Raw genomic sequence first — 19,142 nt, 5'->3', positions numbered from 1 at the left:
AATGAAATTTGATCATATTATCATTCGTTATGGTGAGATTTCAACAAAGAAACGTAATCGAAAAAGCTTTGTTGATAAACTCAAAAATCATATTCGTTGGGCATTAAGAGATTTTAAAGCGGCCAAACTGACCGCAAGTCGGGAACGGATGTACATTATATTAAATGGCGAAGATCATCAGAAGATCATTGACCAAATAAAAGGGGTATATGGCATTCAGTCATTAAGCCCAGCTTTAAAAATAGGCCGTGATATCGAAGAAATTAAAACGGCTGCTTTATATTATATCGACCAGTTATCGGGAGAAATTGAAACGTTTAAAGTTTCGACAAAGCGTTCGGATAAAGATTTTCCATATGATACGAATGAAATGAACCATCTTCTTGGTGGACATTTGTTACGGAATAAAGATGGAATTTTAAAGGTGGATGTGAAAAATCCAGATTTAGATTTACGTGTAGAAGTACGCAAGGAAGCAGTCTATTTATCAGGCGAGAATATTCATGGTGCAGGTGGTCTTCCATTTGGCTCAAGCGGAAAGGCGATGCTCATGCTTTCAGGCGGAATAGATAGCCCGGTTGCAGGCTTCCTTTCGATGAAGCGTGGTCTTGAAATTGAATGTATTCATTTCTATAGCCCGCCATTCACGAGTGAACGTTCCAAACAGAAGGTCATGGACTTAGCTGAAAAACTCGCATTAGTAAATGGAAGCATGAAAGTTCATATTGTTCCGTTTACAGAAATTCAAATGCTGATCCAAAAACAAATACCAGAGAACTATACAATGACGAGCACACGTCGTTTAATGCTGCGCATAGCTGATGCGATCAGAGAAAAAGAAGAAGCGTTGGCAATTATAACCGGGGAAAGTCTTGGACAGGTAGCAAGTCAGACGATGAATAGCATGTTTGCGATCAATGAAGTAATCTCAACGCCTGTATTGCGTCCACTTATCGCCATGGACAAATTAGAAATTATTGAGCTTGCGAAGCAATATGATACATTTGAGATATCGAATCAACCATACGAAGATTGCTGTACGGTATTTACACCGGCAAGTCCTAAGACAAAGCCAAAGCTCGAAAAGGTTCAGTATTATGAAAGCTTTGTTGACTTTGATAAGCTGATTGCAGATGCTGTGGAACAGACTGAAATCCAAAAAATTCGCTTTGGTGAAAAAGCTACTGGAGAAGGGCAATTAGAAGACTTGTTCTAGACTGGAAACTCTGACTATAATTACCAAGAAATCAACGAATGAAGCCATGTGTTTTTACACATTCTATACTTACAAGGAGGTGAAAAACACATGGCAAACAACAACTCAAATCAACTTGTCGTACCTGGTGTACAACAAGCTCTAGATCAAATGAAATTTGAAATCGCATCTGAATTCGGTGTGCAGCTTGGCGGTGAAACAACTTCACGTGCTAACGGTTCAGTTGGCGGTGAAATCACAAAACGTCTAGTTCAAATGGCTGAACAACAATTAGGCGGGTACCAAAAATAATTTCATAACAATGGCTGCAGAAAGCGGGCGATTTCGCCCGCTTTCTTTCATTTGTTTTCATTCCATCTTATTTTCTGATAAGATAAGAAAAATATTTATTATTTTACATACTTATAAAACTGTATAATGTATCTTGAGGTTTTGTATAAAGATAAAAGGGACAAAACTTTGTTAACTTGAACAGGATTACCAATGATAATGAGAATTAAACTAAATTTTGTGCGAAAATCTATAAAATTGTGCCGCAACATAAGGAAGTTGGTTTCCATGTTTTAAATAGTTAATGTTGTTTCTTGTAAAAAGGAAGGAGAAATACAATGAGAAGAGAAGATTTGATTGCTCCAGAGAAGTATAATCTTGTTAGTGAAATGGAAAGATTCGCAAAAGACAAGAACCGTTTAGCCTTAAAATGGGAATCTGAGGATGGAGTAAAGAAAGAAGTTACATACGATGCTTTAATGAAACGAGTTAACAAAATCGGTCATGTTTTAAAAGATGCAGGGTTGGAAAAAGGAGATATTGCTCTCATCATCATTCCAAGGCTAATTGAGGCATATGAAGTATATCTAGCAGCACTTAAGATTGGGATCGTGGTTATCCCATGTTCAGAAATGTTAAGGCCAAAGGATATTGAATACCGAGTAAGGCATGCTGAGGTGAAGGGAGTCATTTGCTATCATCAATTTTGCGATCAGGTAAATGCAGTTAAAGACACAGAGCAGCTTGTGAAATTATCGGTTGGTCAGGAAGTCCCAGGATGGCTCTATTTGGAGGAGAAAATACAATCATCCAGTGATACGCTTGCACTAGCTGATACGAAAAGTTCAGACATGGCTTTTCTTTCCTATACATCTGGTACAACCAGCAATCCTAAAGGTGTAGTACATACTCATGGCTGGGCATATGCACATTTAAAAACAGCAGCCGCAAACTGGCTAGGTGTTCGTGAAGGTGATACAGTGTGGGCGACTGCGGCCCCTGGTTGGCAAAAGTGGATTTGGAGTCCTTTTCTTGCTGTACTAGGATCTGGTGCTACTGGCCTTGTGTATCATGGCAAATTTGAAGCAAAGAAATACTTGCAACTACTTGAGGATTACAAAGTCAATGCTCTATGTTGTACGCCAACGGAATATCGATTAATGGCAAAAGTGGATAATTTGGCAGACTATAGTCTTACTGAACTACACAGTGCGGTATCGGCAGGCGAGCCATTGAATCGGGAAGTAATTGATATATTCGAAAAGTACTTCAATATTCAAGTACGAGATGGATACGGCCAGACAGAAAATACGCTGTTAGTCGGGATTTCCATAGGAATGGAACTGAAACCTGGCTCAATGGGGAAACCGACACCTGGTAATCGAGTTGAAATCATTGATGAAGATGGAGTACCTTGTCAAGTAGGTCAAGTCGGAGATATTGCTGTACATATCGAAACCCCAGCTTTGTTCAAAAGTTATTATCGCGACCCTGAACGTACCGCTATGCAATTTCGTGGCGAGTATTATGTAACGGGGGATAAAGCAAGAAAAGATGAAGACGGCTATTTTTGGTTTGAGGGGCGCGGGGATGATATGATTATCAGCTCTGGCTATACGATTGGACCGTTTGAAGTTGAAGATGCACTCATTAAGCATGCTTATGTGAAAGAATGTGCTGTAGTAGCAAGTCCGGATGAAGTAAGAGGACATGTCGTCAAGGCATATATCGTGCTTCAGGAACATGTCGATGAAAATGAACCACAGTTGGTGAAAACACTTCAAGAGCATGTGAAAAAAGTGACAGCACCTTATAAATATCCGCGGAAAATTGAATTTATTAAAGAACTGCCAAAAACGACTTCGGGGAAAATCCGCCGAGTAGATTTGCGCAATTTGGATGAGAATCATACGGGTTAAATAAAGAGAGGTTGTTTCACAAACGAATTAGCCCCTGCACCTACTATCATCGTTTATACGTGTACAGACATATCGGATAAACGGTGTATAGGGTGTGAGGACCAGTTCTTTTGTTTAGACAACCTCTTTTATTAAATGTTTGCTGATTATCTTTTTAAAGAAAATAACTTTAACAATGGATGCTTTTTCTTATCCACAATCTTCAACTCATTCATGACAAGATGATCTTCGTGTTCGGCTATCCATTTCTTAAGCGCTTCTTTATCCTGACAATGGGTTAAGTATGTCTGACCGCCTTTACCAACGGCGTTAATTACATATCTGTTAGAAATATTCCCCATATTTACTCTCCTACATATTCATAATGAAATTCCAAATCACAACAAGGTCTTGTGATCATATACAGTATACAATCTATTAATCTAAATAAATGCATTTCTTTTAGTTAATTAATTACAAATTTCGACAATGTAAAGATTACTAGCATTGTAGTCTGAATTACCCCATCTTAAAGGCTCTTCTCTAAGTCTTTATCCATAATAAAAACCTCGATTCTCTCCCCAGTTTTTGTACTAATATCACTATGAGAGGAAAGAACTTTACAGCCAGTATAATGTTCGACAATTTTTTCATAATCTTCGCTGTACATTTCACGAAGCAGCTCCCGCATTTGTTTGACAAGTTTTTTCCCAGAATTTCGATTGACAAGATGCTTTTCTTCTACCGTTAGAACACCTTTGAATCGGGTAATCAACATGTCATTAATGATATATGTTTTGGCTTCCTGTGGACCTCTACCGATCAACTCACGCTGGAATTTGATAAATGCGGCACTAATTTCAGCCTCTAGTTTCTTTTTGGAATTTGACATAATGCCTCCAATTACCTTTCTGAGATTTATTGGGTTATCATAATGTCCAAAGTAAGGTCTTGTCAATGCAAAAATAAAATCTTTATAAAACTTTAAAATTAGGTGAAATACGTAGAATTACTACGTGAAATAGAGTTATTGTGTGAATATTCGATTAATTTGCTTGTATTTGGATGAATTTGAACATATCTAGTACTTTTAATGAGTTTACAATGATTACGCAGCGGGCGTAGAATAATTCTCATAAATAATAAATTTGATATCGGCCCAATCTTAATTAATTGAGAACGGAGGACCCACTAATTTGGGATTAATTCTGCTTTTGCAGAAAGGATGAGATACTCTTTCGCCATCCTACCCGAAAGCTTTCTTCGCAGGCTTAGCGAAGGAGTTCATAAGACTACCTAATTTAAGGGGGCTTTTTTGTTGTGAGTGAAGCAAGAAAGCAGCCTAATGAACAATCTGTAGGTCTTTTTAATATATGTAAATATGAAAAAGTTTCTTGGATGATAGAACGCAAAGAGAGTGGATAACTTGCTGGGCGTTAAGTAGACCAATGAGTACTTTTTCTCCAATCAACATGTTGTTTTGGCAAGCATTCAATACCATTGTGTGAATCGTTTGGTTTACCGCTGGAATCTTGAATGATAGTGCATGACTGCATTATGGAGAAAAGTACCATTGGTCTTTTTGGTGTTTAATCTGCTTTTCCCTTTTTGATAAAGTGAAACTTCATTCAGTGGGGGGCTTGACTCTCCGTTAATGCGGGATAAATAATTTTATGACGCTGCAGAATGGAATGATGCTCGATTCAATATTTTAATAAGTGGGAGATCATTATGACAAAAATAACAGATTTTCTAAACCCGCCAAAAATTCTTGTATTGGGCTTTGCGGCTGTAATTTTAATAGGTGCATTCTTACTCACACTTCCCTTCTCAACAGAAGATGGAGTCGGTCTCTCGTTCTTGAATGCTTTATTTACCGCAACATCTGCTACATGTGTGACAGGGCTTGTCGTTGTAGATACAGGAAGCACATTTAGCAGTTTTGGCGAGATTGTCATATTACTGCTCATTCAAATCGGCGGATTAGGGTTTATGATAGTTGCAACTTTTTTCTTTTTTCTCTTAGGCAAAAGAATATCACTGAAAGAAAGATTATTACTTCGAGAAGCGTTAAACCAATTATCGATGGAGGGCATTGTTAGGTTAGTAAAAAGAGTGTTGATTTTTACAGGAGCGATCGAGCTTGTCGGTGCTATTATTTTATCGATCCGTTTTTCTTTTGATATGCCGATTGGTCGAGCGATTTACTTCGGCATTTTTCATTCAATCTCCAATTTTAATAATGCAGGTTTTGATTTACTGGGAGGATTTCGGAGTTTGACCCCGTACGCAGAAGATCCAACGGTCGTGCTAACCGTTTGTGCGCTTATCACATTAGGGGGAATTGGTTTTATCGTAATGAATGAACTTTATGAATATCATGATACAAAACGCTTATCTGTGCATACGAAATTGGTATTACTGACTAGTCTAATTTTAACTGTAGGTGGGGCCATCATAATCTTCATTTTTGAATATGGCAATGATAAAACATTAGAGCCTTTATCCTATCTTGGAAAAGGATTAGCAGCCTTGTTTCAATCGGTGACAGCGAGAACAGATGGAGCTAATACATTGAATATTTCAGACTTAACACAACCAACATTATTTCTGACGATTATCCTGATGTTTATTGGCGCTTCTCCGGGTTCAACAGGTGGCGGAATTAAAACGACTACCTTTGCTACTTTACTTGGAACCGTCTTTTCACAAATTAAAGGAAAAGAAGATGTCGTCTTCTTTCATAAACGCATTGTTTTTGACACGATATTTAAAGCGCTTACTGTAACGGTAAGTGGATTATTCCTTGTTATTACCATGACCATGCTACTGAGTATCACGGAAAAAGGCCATGATTTTATGATGTATCTATTTGAAACGACTTCAGCGTTCGGCACAGTAGGTCTATCGATGGGATTAACCCCAGAACTATCACCTATTGGTCGTGTACTCATTATATTGACGATGTTCGCAGGAAGATTAGGTCCTTTAACGGTTGCTTTTGCCATTGCTATGAGGCGTAAACCGGATGCATTTCGTCATCCAAAGGGGAAAATAATGATCGGTTAATGAAAAATAGGGAGTGTAAATAAGATATGGTCAAACGACAATATGCGGTTATTGGTTTGGGGAGATTTGGCATGAGTGTAGCTCGAAAATTACATGAGGCTGGGCAGGATGTCTTGGGAATTGATTGTAATGAGGAACGAGTCGAAGATGCTGAATTAGCCGTTACTCATGCAGTCGTGGCAGATACTACAGAGGAAAAGGCGCTTATTTCAATCGGGATTCGTAATTTTGATTGTGTAATTGTCGCAATTGGGAATGACATGCAGTCGAGTATTTTAACCGTTATGCTTTTAAAAGAATTTGGAGTGAAAAAAGTCATAGCGAAAGCTCTAGGCAAGCACCATGGCCGGGTTTTAGAGAAAATAGGGGCTGATTGGATCATTTATCCTGAAAGAGACATGGGGGAACGGGTTGCCAATCAGCTCCTATCACCGAATATGTTGAACTACATTGAACTGTCAAAAGAATTCAATATCGAGGAAATCATCATTCCACTTAGAATGGCGGAAAAAAGTTTACGAGATCTTGATATTCGTGCCAAATACAATGTAAGTGTCATTGCCATTGTTAGAGAAGGAGAAATAATCGTATCTCCACCCTCAGATCAGATTATTCATACAGGAGATTTATTAGTGGTAATTGGGAACAGAGAGGACTTAGCTAAATTTTCAAATATAGAATCATCATTGTAGCTAAAATGTGACTATGAACAACAGCTACATCTAAGCGGATGCACAAGACTGACCAGACTTGGATTATTAGAATATGCTATTTTGATAAAGTCTCGTGGGGGTGCCTCGAAAAGAAGCATCAGACCTTTTGAGGCCTACTCTATGCCCCTAATACGTTTTCTTGTGGAATACTCTGGGTTTGGTGATACACTTTAGGAAGAAAGCAATGTGGTTAAATAGAGCAAGTGTGTGGGGGGCAAACAATGGGGACGCTTTGGTATAACGGAAGCATTTATACGATGCAAACAGAATATGATCAAGTAGAGGCGATTTTTACTGAAAATGGCTCAATCATTGAGGTTGGCGAGGCTTCAGCACTTCGAGACACATATCGAGACACCATTACGAATGAAGTCGATTTGCAAGGTCAAATGCTTATTCCAGGACTTGTAGATAGCCATCTGCACTTGATTGGACATGGTGAAAAGCTAATGAGGCTGGATCTTTCGATGATGAAGAGCAGAGATGAAATCCTACAGGCCTTACTTAAAAAATGTGCACAAACACCTGCTGGAGAATGGATTATTGCAGAAGGTTGGAATGAAAATGAATGGCCAGATTCTACACTTATATTGCGAGATGACTTGGATCAACTATCCAATGAACATCCGCTCGTTTTAAAAAGGGCTTGCCGTCATGCTGTCGTTGTGAATTCCTCGGCTTTGACAGGTAGTGGCATCAAGGAAAATATCGAGCAGCCGTTTGGTGGAGTGATTGGGCGGTATAAGGATGCCCGTTTAAACGGTATGTTTAAAGAAGCCCCTGCTTTGGAACTGATCATGAATCATGTACCGGGAATTACGGAGGAATATGTGAGGCGTGCGTTGTCTGCTTCGATTCGTGATTGCCATAGACTTGGTTTAACTGGGGGGCATTCGGAAGATTTACATTATTACAATGGATTTTTGCCAACTTATCAAGCATTTGTTTCAGTTATTGAGGAAGCGAAATTGCCATTCCGTGTCAACCTGCTCGTTCATAATGAAGTGGTTGATGACATGAAAGAGGCTGGGTATGGATACCGCAGTAAACAAGGATTGATTGAATTAGATGCGATGAAACTATTTGCAGACGGATCACTTGGCGGCAATACGGCATTATTAAGCCATCCGTATCGTGACCGTCCGGACACGCAAGGTGTGGCGATTTATACAGAAAAGGAACTGCATGATCTTGTTCAAAAAGCAAGGAATTATGAGATGCCAATCGCTGTACATGCAATTGGTGATCTTGCATTCGAAATGGTACTGGATGCCATTTGCGCTTACCCACCGAAGCCTGGCTGGAGAGATCGGCTTATTCATGCACAAATTATGAGAAGAGATTTATTAGATCGTGCCAAAGATTTACCGGTGATTTTCGATATTCAACCTGGCTTTGTCCCTTCTGATTTTCCATGGGTTATTGATAAAATAGGAAAAGAGCATATGGAATATAACTATGCATGGAAAACATTCATTGAAGAAGGCATTCATTGTGCAGGCGGTTCAGATGCGCCGATTGAACCGGTCAATCCGTTGCTAGGTATTCATGCTGCTGTGACAAGAAGAAAGCCGTTTGGTCCAGACCAAACGATTTATAATGAAAAGGAATGTCTATCGCTATTTGAGGCGCTCTCCTTATATACGACTGGGAGTGCTTATGTGATTGGGCAAGAAGGATCGCGTGGCAAGATTGCTCCGGGATATGTGGCTGATTTCACAGTTTTTGAAAAAGATTTGTACGCCGTCCAGCCTGATGAATGGCTTGAAATACAAGCAGGCATGACAGTTGTCAACGAACAGATTGTCTATGCGAAAAAATAATCATAGAAGAAGTAGAAACTTGCATGTATAATAAATATATTTCGTAATCTGAAATAGTATAGTAGAAAGAAGGCATGCAGGTCATGAAATTGGAAAGTCAAAGAGAAGGTGCCTTTTTTGCGGCATTATCTTATTTAATATGGGGCATCATTCCGATGTATTGGAAGATGATACAAGATGTGTCTGCTGGAGAAATCCTTGCTCATCGGATTATTTGGTCGTTTGCTTTTATGGTCGTTCTTTTATTGGTTTCGAGAAAATGGAAGAACTTTGTCAGTTTTCTAAAAGAGATTGTTCAGAATCGAAAAATCCTGTTCTCGCTTTTTCTTGCTTCGATTTTGGTCAGCATTAACTGGGGAACGTTCATCTGGGCTGTGAATGCAGGGAGGATTATGGAAACTAGCCTTGGTTATTATATCAATCCACTAGTTAGTGTGCTGCTTGGGGTCATTGTCTTAAAAGAAAAACTAAGTAAGCAACAGGTCTTTGCCTTTTCGCTTGCAGGTGCAGGTGTACTTATTCTTGGTATTTACTTTGGCTCAATCCCATGGATTTCACTCATTTTGGCTATAACATTTGGACTGTATGGTCTAGCAAAAAAAATGATAAAGGCCGACTCAGCTATGGGGCTCACATTAGAAACCTTAATGGTTACTCCATTTGCGTTAGGATATATCATTTATATTCTGTCTACATCAGGTTCAGCGTTCTTTACAACATCTCATACAGCTTTACTATTAATGGGAGGGGGCGTTGTCACAGCGCTACCACTATTGTTTTTTGCAAAAGGAGCACAAAAAGTTCCGCTATCTATGCTCGGGATATTGCAATACATTGGTCCAACCTTATCATTGATACTTAGCGTATTTGTCTACCATGAGTCATTTACGAAAGTCCACTTACTTGCATTCATCTTTATCTGGAGCGCACTAGTCATCTATACTCTCTCGATTACAAAAAATAGAGTCATAGGTAGCAATAACGTGAAAAAACAAGTAAGACGTGGTGCTTGATCTTTATCCCGCATTAACGGGCAGTAAGACCCCCACCTCAAGCTTATGAAGTACAAAGAAGGTAGGTGGGGGACAAACTGCCCGTAAAAGCCCGATTGGTTCAACTAACCATCAGTGGGGGATAAAAGAACCCCCCACTGATGGAAGTTTCACTTTATTAAAACCAGAGGATGTCCCAAAAGCAAAGGGTCAGACCCCGCAACAACTAAATACAGTATAGGATAAGTGAATGAACCACTACATACTGATTTAGAGTGCGAGGTCAGACCCTTTTGGGACATCCTCTTTATTTAATTATCCCGCATTAACGGGCAGTAAAACGTGACTAACAATCAGTAGGGGATGAAGAAAACCCCTACTGATTGAAGGTTCACTTTATAAAAAGGTTCTTTTTACTTTTTCCCAAAATGAGTTGTCTTTTAGTTTGATCGTTTTAATCGATTTTCCGCTTAGATTTACTTGAATTTTCTCAATATCGCGGATGCTTAGTGCTTCATTGTCGAGACCAATCGTTGGGTAATCGTTTTCATTTTGTGGCATTCTGACGGATAATGTTCGTTCAGGTCCAAGAATAAAAGAGGATCCGAGCGTTCGATAAGTATTGTTGTTGATCGAAGCAAGCTCGCTCACTTGAAAGCATGGTAAAGTTGGATCCACAACCGCGCCTTTCACTGATTTGTTGTAGGCAGTACTTCCAGTTGGCGTAGCAATCACGATTCCATCGCCTCGGAACGTTTCAAAATGGATTGAATCAATAAAGAGATCCAGCACGAATGTTTTTATAATCGCAGAACGAATGCTTAGTTCATTGAGCGCAAAGAAAGAGGGCTGATTATCCAATTTAATTTCAATCGTTGGATAGCGCCGTACTTCAATTTGATCTGTTTCTGTTGATTCAATCATTTTGTTGGTATCTTCTAAATGAAAATCACAATACATATTTAAGTTCCCGGTTGTAGAAATCCCCGCATATAAGCAATCTTCTCGGAAACCCGTTTTTCTGACTGCTTGAAGAAATGTCCCATCATCCCCAATACTAACGATAATGTTCGCGTGTTTAAAATCAGGTACGATATTATACCCATTGCGTTGTGCTAAATCCCGTAATGGCTGTACTTTAGCAAGAGTATCTTCAGATTGTGCATGAAAGAAATACAAATTACGACGATTATCCATAGTAAAAACCTCCAACAGTATTGAAATTATTTTCCAAAAAAGTAGATTGTTTGTTACAATATTAGGGTGTTTCCTTAGTTTATCATGAGATGAAACATTTTGAAAATTCAAACGCATAAACTAGTAGTGCGTGTCCAAAAAGGAGGATAAAAGATCCGAGAAGTTCTGCGAGCGCATCTCGAGAGAACCGGACTTTTTGAACAACCTCTATTAAGTACAGAGTAGAGAGAGGATGAAGATAATGAATGGAAAGCGTTGGGCTGCTTTGGGAATTGCGGTAGTGTTATTTGGTTTCTCAATCGGTTTCAATTTCTTGACCACAGCCATGTTCGTTGATGTTGATAAGCTGTTTAATGATTTTCTTGGATCAGATGGTGAATTTATGACAGAAGTGATTGAACAAGGTACAGGCTTTGACGAAATTGCTGTACTTGATATCGAAGGAGTTATTCAAGATACAGGAAATTCCGGCTCATTGTTAGGTACAACCGGTTACAATCACAGAGCCTTTATGGACAAATTGGATATGGTGAATGAAACCCCAGCAATAAAAGGAATGATTTTGCGTGTCAATTCACCAGGCGGCGGTGTTGTTGAAAGTGCCGAGATCCGTGACAAAATTTTAGAGATCCAAAAAAGTGGAGTGAAAGTTTACGTTTCAATGGGATCTATGGCCGCATCTGGCGGATATTATGTGTCAGCGCCAGCGGATAAGATTTTTGCAAGTCCTGAAACATTAACGGGTTCATTAGGCGTTATTATGCAAAGTGTGAACTACGGAAAATTGGCAGAGAAATATGGCGTTGATTTCGTAACGATTAAAAGTGGACCATACAAAGATATTATGAGCCCAACACGAGAGATGACAAATGAGGAAAGAAATATCCTACAAACATTAATTGATAATTCATATAATCAATTTGTGAAAATTATTTCTGAAGGCCGGAGTATGTCAGATGCCCAAGTCCGAAAATTAGCGGACGGCCGAATCTATGATGGTCGCCAGGCACTGGATGCAAAGTTAATTGATGGTCTCGGCACATTAGATGATACAATTTCAGCGATGCAAAAAGATTTGAAATTGAAAAATGCCTCGGTGATTAGGTACACAGATCAAGCAGGCTTTGGAACTCTTTTCAATATGGGCGCAAGAAAGCTAATGGGGAATGACCTTGAGAAAGAGGGTCTAGTTGAATTGCTTTCGAGAACGAATTCTCCGCGATTGATGTACCTATATTCACAATGAGGAGGCGAGAAGAATGAATGAGGATAAACAGACAAATAATGATGTAAATCTTGATAAAGAGTACGAATCAAATTCTCGCCAACTTGATTTAGATGAAACGTTACGGGAGAAAGAGTTGATTTTGACAAATCAAGTAGCAGGTTTCGATCAGGAAGGCCGCCCTTTAGTGGCCTATGCTGGATTTTGGATGAGGTTTTGGGCCTATTTAGCCGATTTATTAGTCATTGGTAGTTTAAATCGAATTCTGATTAGCCCTCTTTCCATGGCCATTACTGGGAATGTTTTTGACAGCTCCTTCTTTTCTATTCAAGCAATTGGAACAACAATCGTTTTCTATTTGTATTTCGTGCTGATGACTCGATTCTTTGGAAAAACATTAGGGAAAATGATATTCGGCTTGAGAGTTGTTAGTCTAAAAGAAGAAAGGATCTCTTGGGGGACATTGTTTTTTAGAGAATTCATTGGCCGATTCATTGCCAAGTTTCTTTTTGCAGGCTATATCATTGTCGGATTCCTCCCTAAAAAGCAAGGACTTCATGACATCTTTGCCGACACAACAGTCATATTAGATCGAAAGTAACGAGAAAAGCGGAAGGCGCCCGTTAATCGGCGACAAGCAGAAGACGAGCAAGCTGTATGGGGAGTGTCTTTCTCCCCATCAGATTGATTGACTTCTGACCTCGAGCCGATGGCGCCTGTAGCTAGACAACAAGAAAAGCGGAAGGCGCCCGTTAATCGGTGACAAATAAAAATAAACCTGTGGGATTTTATCCTGCAGGTTTATTTTTTTGCATATACGACCACAATGAGAAGTTGAAAGGGTGTGAACATATGAAGTGGTTTATCTTAGTAATCGCAATCTTCCTATTTATATTCATTCTTATTTTTATGACAAAAATAAAAATCCATATTATATACTCCCATATACAGAAAGATGACCACTTTCGCCTGAAGTTACGTGCCTGGGGCGGGATTATCCGTTATACGATAAAGATTCCAGTTATTAAAGTAGCTGAAGATTCCGCAGCCATTGTTTATAAAGAAGAAAAAGGCATCGATGCAAATAACGCTGGACAAGAGGCTGTAAAAGATTTCACAGCTGAAGAAATGCTTAATAGTCTTGAAAATATGAAGAAGTTAATTAAACATGTATTTGGATTCCATATACTAGTCCGTAAATTTCTACGTAAAGTGAAGGTTAAAACATTTCAATGGCATAGTCTAATCGGCACAGGAGATGCCGTATTAACCGGCATCTGCGTTGGTGGATCATATGCTATGAAAGGATCGATTATCGGGCTGTTAAGCAACTACATGAGATTTAAAAAAATGCCGAATTACACGATCACTCCTGATTATGCGAAACCAGCAGCGAGTACCTCGTTTTTTTGCATAGTTGAGTTTCGAATCGGACATGCTATTGTGGCAGGAATCAAAATATTCCGCTACTGGAAAGGTGGAAAAGTAAAATTTTCTTCCGAACAAGTAGCAAAAGATTCAAACTAGAAATTGATGTAGAGTGGAGGAAATAAGATGTCAGATCATCCGATTCAAGGCTTGATGACAGCCGCAATGGAAAATCTTAAAGCAATGGTAGACGTAAATACAATTATCGGTGATCCAGTTGAGACGCCGGATGGCAGTGTTATTCTAACAGTGTCAAAGGTTGGCTTCGGCTTTGCAACAGGCGGAAGTGAGTTTATGATGGATGGTGGCCAGAAAGGCGATTCTGGAGGTAGTCAACCGTTTGGCGGTGGAAGTGGCGGCGGTGTATCCATTACACCTATTGCTTTTCTCATCGTTGGTTCACATGGAGTGAAAATGCTACACCTTGATCAAGGTACACATTTACTTGAAAAGGTTCTCGATTTAGCTCCAGCTGTTTGCGAAAAAATTCAATCGATGCTGTCCAAAAATGAACAGAGCAACCCAAAAAGCCCCCCGCAAAAATTAGATGATTTAGGTATTTAACGAATGGCTAGTTGCCATTAAACAAGAGTAAAAGAATATTTGGATTGTAGGCGTGTCTCATAAGGGTCTGACCTCGTGCTCTAAATCAGTATGTCGTGCTTCATACACGTATCTCACACTGTATTTAGTTGTTGCGGGGTCTGGCCCTTTGCATTTTGGACACCCCTATATGTGATCGTAATGTTAAACAATTGCAAAATAAGGTGGAACAATCTATCATTAAACAGTAGTACATAAAGCTTAAAGGGAGGAATTATTAATGGCAACTGTTACATTTAAGAACAACCCGATCACACTTGTAGGTGAAGAAGTGAAGGTAGGAGATCAAGCACCTAACTTTACCGTATTAGCAAATGATCTTTCAGAAGTAAAAGCTAGTGATCTTAATGGTTCTGTCCGTATTATTAGTGTAATTCCTTCCATCGATACTGGTGTTTGTGATGCACAAACAAGACGCTTTAACGAAGAAGCTTCGAAAGTGGCTGGAGTAAAAGTGTTAACAATCAGTGTAGACCTTCCGTTTGCACAAGGTCGCTGGTGTGCATCAAATGGTCTTGAGAATGTTCATACATACTCCGATCACAGAGACCTTTCATTTGGTACTGCATTTGGTGTTGTTATGAAAGAACTTCGTTTGCTTGCTCGTGCTGTATTCGTTATTGATAGCAATAATCAAGTAACATATGTTGAATATGTGAGTGAAGGTACTTCACATCCCGACTACACAGCAGCAATTGAAGCAGCTAAAGCAGCAAAATAATGTCTCAGAAAGGGTCTGACCTTACACTCTATACACCGTTTATTGCGTCATGTTCGCATTTTAAACGATAGATAGTAGATGTGGGGTCTGACCCTTTCATTATAATTCAGCCTCTTGATTTGACATTCCCCATTGATGAACCCCATTTCTATATTAAACGGCTAGTTATATGATAATATTGATTTTTGTCTCTTTTTTGTAAATGCGTTCTCATGCAAATGAGCCAAGAATAGAATTCTAAAATAATATTGTAGAAAAACTATGTAAAAAAGCCGTGGCGCTTGTGTCTCTAGTTCAAGAGTTTTAGAATAATACACGAGAATGAAACAGGAGGAAGTATACTTTGAAATTTGCCCCGATAGAAGAATTATTCCATATTTTTGATGAAACAGCTCAAATATTACAAGAAGAGCTATCATGTACGTATTTAGATGCCCTTGGTGAAACAGGAGAAAATTTATTTCACGGCAAAGTATTACAGGAAGAAATTAGTGAGTTATCACAAAAAAGATTAATGAAACACTATCAAGAATTTACGCTCGATAAGAATCAGAAAGAAGAAATTCGGAAAGCCTATCAATTAGCCATTCTAAAGGGCATGAAAGAAAATATCCAGCCGAACCATCAAATGACGCCTGATGCTGTGGGGATATTTGTCAGTTATTTAATCGGGAAGTTCACGAATGAACAAGCTACATTGTCGATGTTAGACCCAGCTGTTGGCACGGGGAATTTACTATACACCATCCTCAATTATCTTACAGACAAAAACATCGCTTCCTATGGAGTCGATGTGGATGAAACGCTGATCAGACTTGCATATGCAGGAGCGAATCTACAAGAACATGAAGTTCAGTTCTTTAACCAAGATAGCCTAGAGCCACTGTTTATTGACCCAGCGGATGTAGTGGTGAGTGATTTGCCAATAGGCTATTATCCAAATGATGTGCGAGCTAGTGAGTATATGCTTGCTGCTGACAAAGGGCATTCATATGCGCATCATCTCTTTATTGAGCAAAGTATTATGCATTTGAAGGATGGGGGATACACATTCTTTATCGTTCCGAATAATCTCTTTTTATCGGAAGAAGCCCCTAAATTAAATGAGTTTTTAAAAAAACACACGCATATTCAAGGGCTTGTACAATTGCCTCTTTCCATGTTTAAAAACGAGCAATCAGCGAAAAGTATTTTGATTTTACAGAAGCATAAAGAAGGACTACATGCACCAAAAGAAGCCTTGCTAGTCCAACTGCCAAAATTATCCGACGCTGTTGCGACAAAATCCATCATGGACCAAATTGATACGTGGTTTCGTCAAGAAAAACAAACGGCAAAATAAAAGAATAAGCGAGTATGTTTAAAACGAGTTTTGATGTCAAGCAAGTAGAGCCGGTTTAGGTCAAATGTTCTTCACCCAAACAGTCCATACATGACTTTTTGGGTGGGGAGCATTTGCTTGTAGGACTTCCGCATTCGCTACAGAACGTACGACCTTAGCCTAAGTTCCAAAAAAGGTGCTTGCGCTTTTCTAATTACTGGCGAGGAAATACGTATATTTCCTCGTTTGTTTTGTATGAAGGATATGGGGCGGGACTTCACATAATCAGCACAGCAAAGCTACCTTCATAAGGTGAGGTAATTTTTAGAACCTGAACCTTTTTCATCGTTTTAGTAGGGATCAGCTGCTTATAGCTGTTTTTAGAGAAAAATCTGAATACATTTTCTTCTTTTTTGTAAGCGCTCTATGGATGGCTCGCTCTTGAAAGCTCCTTGATTCAATGCTTAAATGAGAAAAGAAGCATTTGTTCTTAAGTGATCATTGTAAATACGTGTAGAAAAGAGGCTTTATAATGTCTAAAGTTATTGCGATAAATGCAGGCAGTTCTTCATTGAAATTTCAATTATTTGACATGCCAAGTGAGGAAGTTATCACGAAAGGTCTTGTGGAAAGAATTGGATTAAAGGATTCAGTCTTTGTTATTTCAGTGAATGATGAGAAAATCACTGAAACATTGGATATCCCGAACCATGAAGTGGCTGTAAAATTATTATTAGAAAAACTAATTAATTATAAAATCATCTCTTCTTATGATGAAATTGATGGCGTCGGACACCGAGTTGTCCATGGTGGAGAAATTTTTACAGATTCTGTATTAATTACAGATGAAGTGTTAGCTCAAATTGAAGTACTTTCTGATTTAGCGCCGCTTCATAATCCAGCTAACATTACTGGAATTCGTGCATTCCGACAAACGCTTCCAAATGTGCCAGCTGTTGCCGTTTTCGATACGGCATTTCATCAAACAATGCCTGCAAGCTCTTATTTATACAGTTTGCCAAATGAATATTATAAAGAATACGGCATTCGAAAATATGGATTCCACGGGACTTCGCATAAATATGTGACAGAACGTGCAGCAGAAATGCTTGGGCGTCCAGTTGAACAACTGCGCTTAATCTCTTGCCATTTAGGAAATGGTGCAAGTATTGCTGCTATTAAAGGTGGAAAATCGATTGATACTTCAATGGGATTCACACCGCTTGCAGGAGTAACGATGGGGACGCGTTCTGGAAATATTGACCCTGCTCTCATTCCTTATATCATGGAGAAAACAGGGAAAACAGCGGATGAAGTTCTTGATGTTCTGAATAAGGAAAGTGGAATGCTTGCTATTTCAGGTTTTTCAAGTGATTTACGTGATATCCAAATTGAAGCTGAAAAAGGCAATGAACGTGCAGAATTGGCACTTGAAGTTTTTGCTGGCAGAATCCATAAATATATCGGTTCATATGCAGCAAGAATGAGTGGTGTGGATGCAATCATCTTTACGGCAGGTATTGGTGAGAACAGTTCAATGATGCGTGAAAGAGTCCTACATGGTCTTGAATTTATGGGCATATATTGGGATCCTGCTTTAAACCAAACACACGGAGAAGAAGCATTCCTTAACTACCCGCACTCTCCTGTTAAGGTAATGGTTATCCCTACCAATGAAGAAGTTATGATCGCCCGTGATGTGCAACGCATCGCGAAAAAATAAGTGATATTTACAATTGAATACTGAAAATTGAGTGGTCAGAATAACCACGACCATTTTTCTACCCAAACCTTCTTTTATGCTTATTTAATTAAGTATGAAAGGAGGTCTTTTTGTGTTTGTTTCCTTAGGGTATTTTTAGATTTATAATCGGAAAGAATGAAAAGAAAACCATAAAAAAGGAGTCGCTACGTTTTAACTTCCCCCTTCATTTATCTAATAAGCGGGAATAAAATGGGAGAGTGATGCTGTTTTTAGTAACAAAATCATCTCACTTTACATAGGGTAGGGGGGTATGGTATTATGTGTTTAAGGAGGGGAAGAGATGGAAAATGAAATGCAAGAAAATGGTCATCTAATTGAAGATGAATGTTGCGTGACCCCAACTCATGCTAGAAAAAGTCATCATTCTGATACAGTAAAAAAGAATTTAACCACCCGGTTAAATCGCATAGAAGGTCAAGTTCGCGGGATTAAAGGGCTAATTGAGAAGGATACGTATTGTGATGACGTCATTACCCAGATCGCCGCCACTCAAAGTGCCCTTAATAGTGTGGCGAAAATTTTATTAGAAGGCCATCTAAAAACTTGTGTAATCGACCGGCTTAATGAGGGGGATGCGGAAGTGATCGATGAGGTCTTAGTAACTATACAAAAATTAATGAAAAAGTAAAGGAGAAGTGAATAAAGATGGAAAACATAACATTGAATGTAAGTGGAATGTCATGTGGTCACTGTGTAAATGCTGTTGAGGGAAATGTAGGAAAGCTTGCTGGTGTTGCTGAAGTAAAAGTCCATTTAGAAACAGGAAAAGTAGATGTTGCATTTGATCATGAAAAAGTAACGCTTGAAAAAATCAAAGAAACAATCGATGATCAAGGATATGATGTTGAATAAATTATCAAAGTGCTTTTATAGCACTTCTTTTTTACAATATATTATACCC

General features: G+C 38.9%; 19 protein-coding genes and 1 riboswitch. Of the genes, 16 read left to right on the top strand and 3 right to left on the bottom strand.

The window, feature by feature from the left end; all coding sequences use genetic code 11:
• Nucleotide 1 precedes the first annotated feature (1 nt).
• The 3 genes from thiI to mbcS all read left to right on the top strand — a co-directional run bounded on the left by thiI (nt 2) and on the right by mbcS (nt 3,405).
• Nucleotides 2–1,216 (top strand): tRNA uracil 4-sulfurtransferase ThiI, encoded by a 1,215-nt coding sequence (thiI, locus tag JNUCC23_RS16685; protein WP_403069021.1) that lies wholly within the window; start codon nt 2–4, stop codon nt 1,214–1,216.
• A 90-nt stretch (nt 1,217–1,306) separates the two neighbouring features.
• Nucleotides 1,307–1,507, top strand: a complete 201-nt coding sequence (locus JNUCC23_RS16680; RefSeq protein ID WP_062176735.1) for a small, acid-soluble spore protein, alpha/beta type — start codon at nt 1,307–1,309, stop codon at nt 1,505–1,507.
• 317 nt (nt 1,508–1,824) lie between these two features.
• A complete protein-coding gene (gene mbcS, locus JNUCC23_RS16675) occupies nt 1,825–3,405 on the top strand; it encodes an acyl-CoA synthetase MbcS (protein ID WP_403069026.1) in 1,581 nt (526 codons plus the stop codon).
• A gap of 146 nt (nt 3,406–3,551) precedes the next feature.
• Here the strand turns inward: mbcS and JNUCC23_RS16670 are convergent, their stop codons facing one another.
• Together JNUCC23_RS16670 and JNUCC23_RS16665 are read right to left on the bottom strand one after the other, a co-directional pair.
• Nucleotides 3,552–3,746 (bottom strand): hypothetical protein, encoded by a 195-nt coding sequence (locus tag JNUCC23_RS16670; RefSeq protein ID WP_062176741.1) that lies wholly within the window; start codon nt 3,744–3,746, stop codon nt 3,552–3,554.
• A gap of 167 nt (nt 3,747–3,913) precedes the next feature.
• On the bottom strand, nt 3,914–4,276 hold the full coding sequence (locus JNUCC23_RS16665) for a DUF2294 domain-containing protein (RefSeq protein ID WP_062176744.1): 363 nt from the start codon (nt 4,274–4,276) through the stop codon (nt 3,914–3,916).
• A 254-nt stretch (nt 4,277–4,530) separates the two neighbouring features.
• A riboswitch (cyclic di-AMP (ydaO/yuaA leader) is annotated at nt 4,531–4,671 on the top strand.
• A gap of 444 nt (nt 4,672–5,115) precedes the next feature.
• Between JNUCC23_RS16665 and JNUCC23_RS16660 the strand changes: the two genes are divergently transcribed.
• From JNUCC23_RS16660 to rarD, 4 genes are all read left to right on the top strand, one after another.
• Nucleotides 5,116–6,453, top strand: a complete 1,338-nt coding sequence (locus tag JNUCC23_RS16660) for a TrkH family potassium uptake protein (protein WP_454212508.1) — start codon at nt 5,116–5,118, stop codon at nt 6,451–6,453.
• Between the two features lie 26 nt (nt 6,454–6,479).
• On the top strand, nt 6,480–7,145 hold the full coding sequence (locus tag JNUCC23_RS16655) for a potassium channel family protein (protein ID WP_062176751.1): 666 nt from the start codon (nt 6,480–6,482) through the stop codon (nt 7,143–7,145).
• A 242-nt stretch (nt 7,146–7,387) separates the two neighbouring features.
• Nucleotides 7,388–8,989 (top strand): amidohydrolase, encoded by a 1,602-nt coding sequence (locus JNUCC23_RS16650; RefSeq protein ID WP_454212506.1) that lies wholly within the window; start codon nt 7,388–7,390, stop codon nt 8,987–8,989.
• Between the two features lie 83 nt (nt 8,990–9,072).
• Nucleotides 9,073–10,002, top strand: coding sequence for an EamA family transporter RarD (gene rarD / locus JNUCC23_RS16645; protein WP_454212504.1), 930 nt, complete (start codon nt 9,073–9,075; stop codon nt 10,000–10,002).
• A 375-nt stretch (nt 10,003–10,377) separates the two neighbouring features.
• On the opposite strand, the gene JNUCC23_RS16640 is transcribed toward rarD, so the two are convergent.
• Nucleotides 10,378–11,178 carry an NAD kinase gene (locus JNUCC23_RS16640; protein ID WP_062176760.1) on the bottom strand — a complete coding sequence of 267 codons (801 nt, stop codon included), beginning with the start codon at nt 11,176–11,178 and terminating at the stop codon, nt 10,378–10,380.
• Nucleotides 11,179–11,419: 241 nt separating this feature from the next.
• Between JNUCC23_RS16640 and sppA the strand changes: the two genes are divergently transcribed.
• The 9 genes from sppA to copZ all read left to right on the top strand — a co-directional run bounded on the left by sppA (nt 11,420) and on the right by copZ (nt 19,093).
• A complete protein-coding gene (gene sppA, locus JNUCC23_RS16635; RefSeq protein ID WP_454212501.1) occupies nt 11,420–12,424 on the top strand; it encodes a signal peptide peptidase SppA in 1,005 nt (334 codons plus the stop codon).
• A 13-nt stretch (nt 12,425–12,437) separates the two neighbouring features.
• On the top strand, nt 12,438–13,004 hold the full coding sequence (locus tag JNUCC23_RS16630; RefSeq protein WP_403069042.1) for an RDD family protein: 567 nt from the start codon (nt 12,438–12,440) through the stop codon (nt 13,002–13,004).
• Nucleotides 13,005–13,255: 251 nt separating this feature from the next.
• Nucleotides 13,256–13,930 carry a DUF2953 domain-containing protein gene (locus JNUCC23_RS16625; protein WP_454212499.1) on the top strand — a complete coding sequence of 225 codons (675 nt, stop codon included), beginning with the start codon at nt 13,256–13,258 and terminating at the stop codon, nt 13,928–13,930.
• A gap of 27 nt (nt 13,931–13,957) precedes the next feature.
• Entirely contained in the window at nt 13,958–14,395 is a 438-nt protein-coding gene (gene ytfJ, locus JNUCC23_RS16620; protein WP_062176770.1) for a GerW family sporulation protein, read from the top strand.
• 259 nt (nt 14,396–14,654) lie between these two features.
• Entirely contained in the window at nt 14,655–15,155 is a 501-nt protein-coding gene (gene tpx, locus JNUCC23_RS16615) for a thiol peroxidase (RefSeq protein WP_403069049.1), read from the top strand.
• Nucleotides 15,156–15,498: 343 nt separating this feature from the next.
• Nucleotides 15,499–16,497 carry a class I SAM-dependent methyltransferase gene (locus tag JNUCC23_RS16610; protein ID WP_062176776.1) on the top strand — a complete coding sequence of 333 codons (999 nt, stop codon included), beginning with the start codon at nt 15,499–15,501 and terminating at the stop codon, nt 16,495–16,497.
• Between the two features lie 511 nt (nt 16,498–17,008).
• Nucleotides 17,009–18,199: an acetate kinase gene (locus JNUCC23_RS16605; protein WP_403069053.1), complete on the top strand. Its 1,191-nt coding sequence runs from the start codon at nt 17,009–17,011 to the stop codon at nt 18,197–18,199.
• A gap of 334 nt (nt 18,200–18,533) precedes the next feature.
• On the top strand, nt 18,534–18,869 hold the full coding sequence (locus JNUCC23_RS16600; protein ID WP_403072001.1) for a metal-sensitive transcriptional regulator: 336 nt from the start codon (nt 18,534–18,536) through the stop codon (nt 18,867–18,869).
• 17 nt (nt 18,870–18,886) lie between these two features.
• Nucleotides 18,887–19,093, top strand: coding sequence for a copper chaperone CopZ (gene copZ / locus JNUCC23_RS16595; protein WP_454212496.1), 207 nt, complete (start codon nt 18,887–18,889; stop codon nt 19,091–19,093).
• The last annotated feature ends 49 nt before the right edge of the window (nt 19,094–19,142 follow it).

Source organism: Peribacillus sp. JNUCC 23, assembly GCF_053653995.1.
Note: the sequence above shows the minus strand (reverse complement) of the source record. Positions and strands in the feature narration are given on the sequence as shown.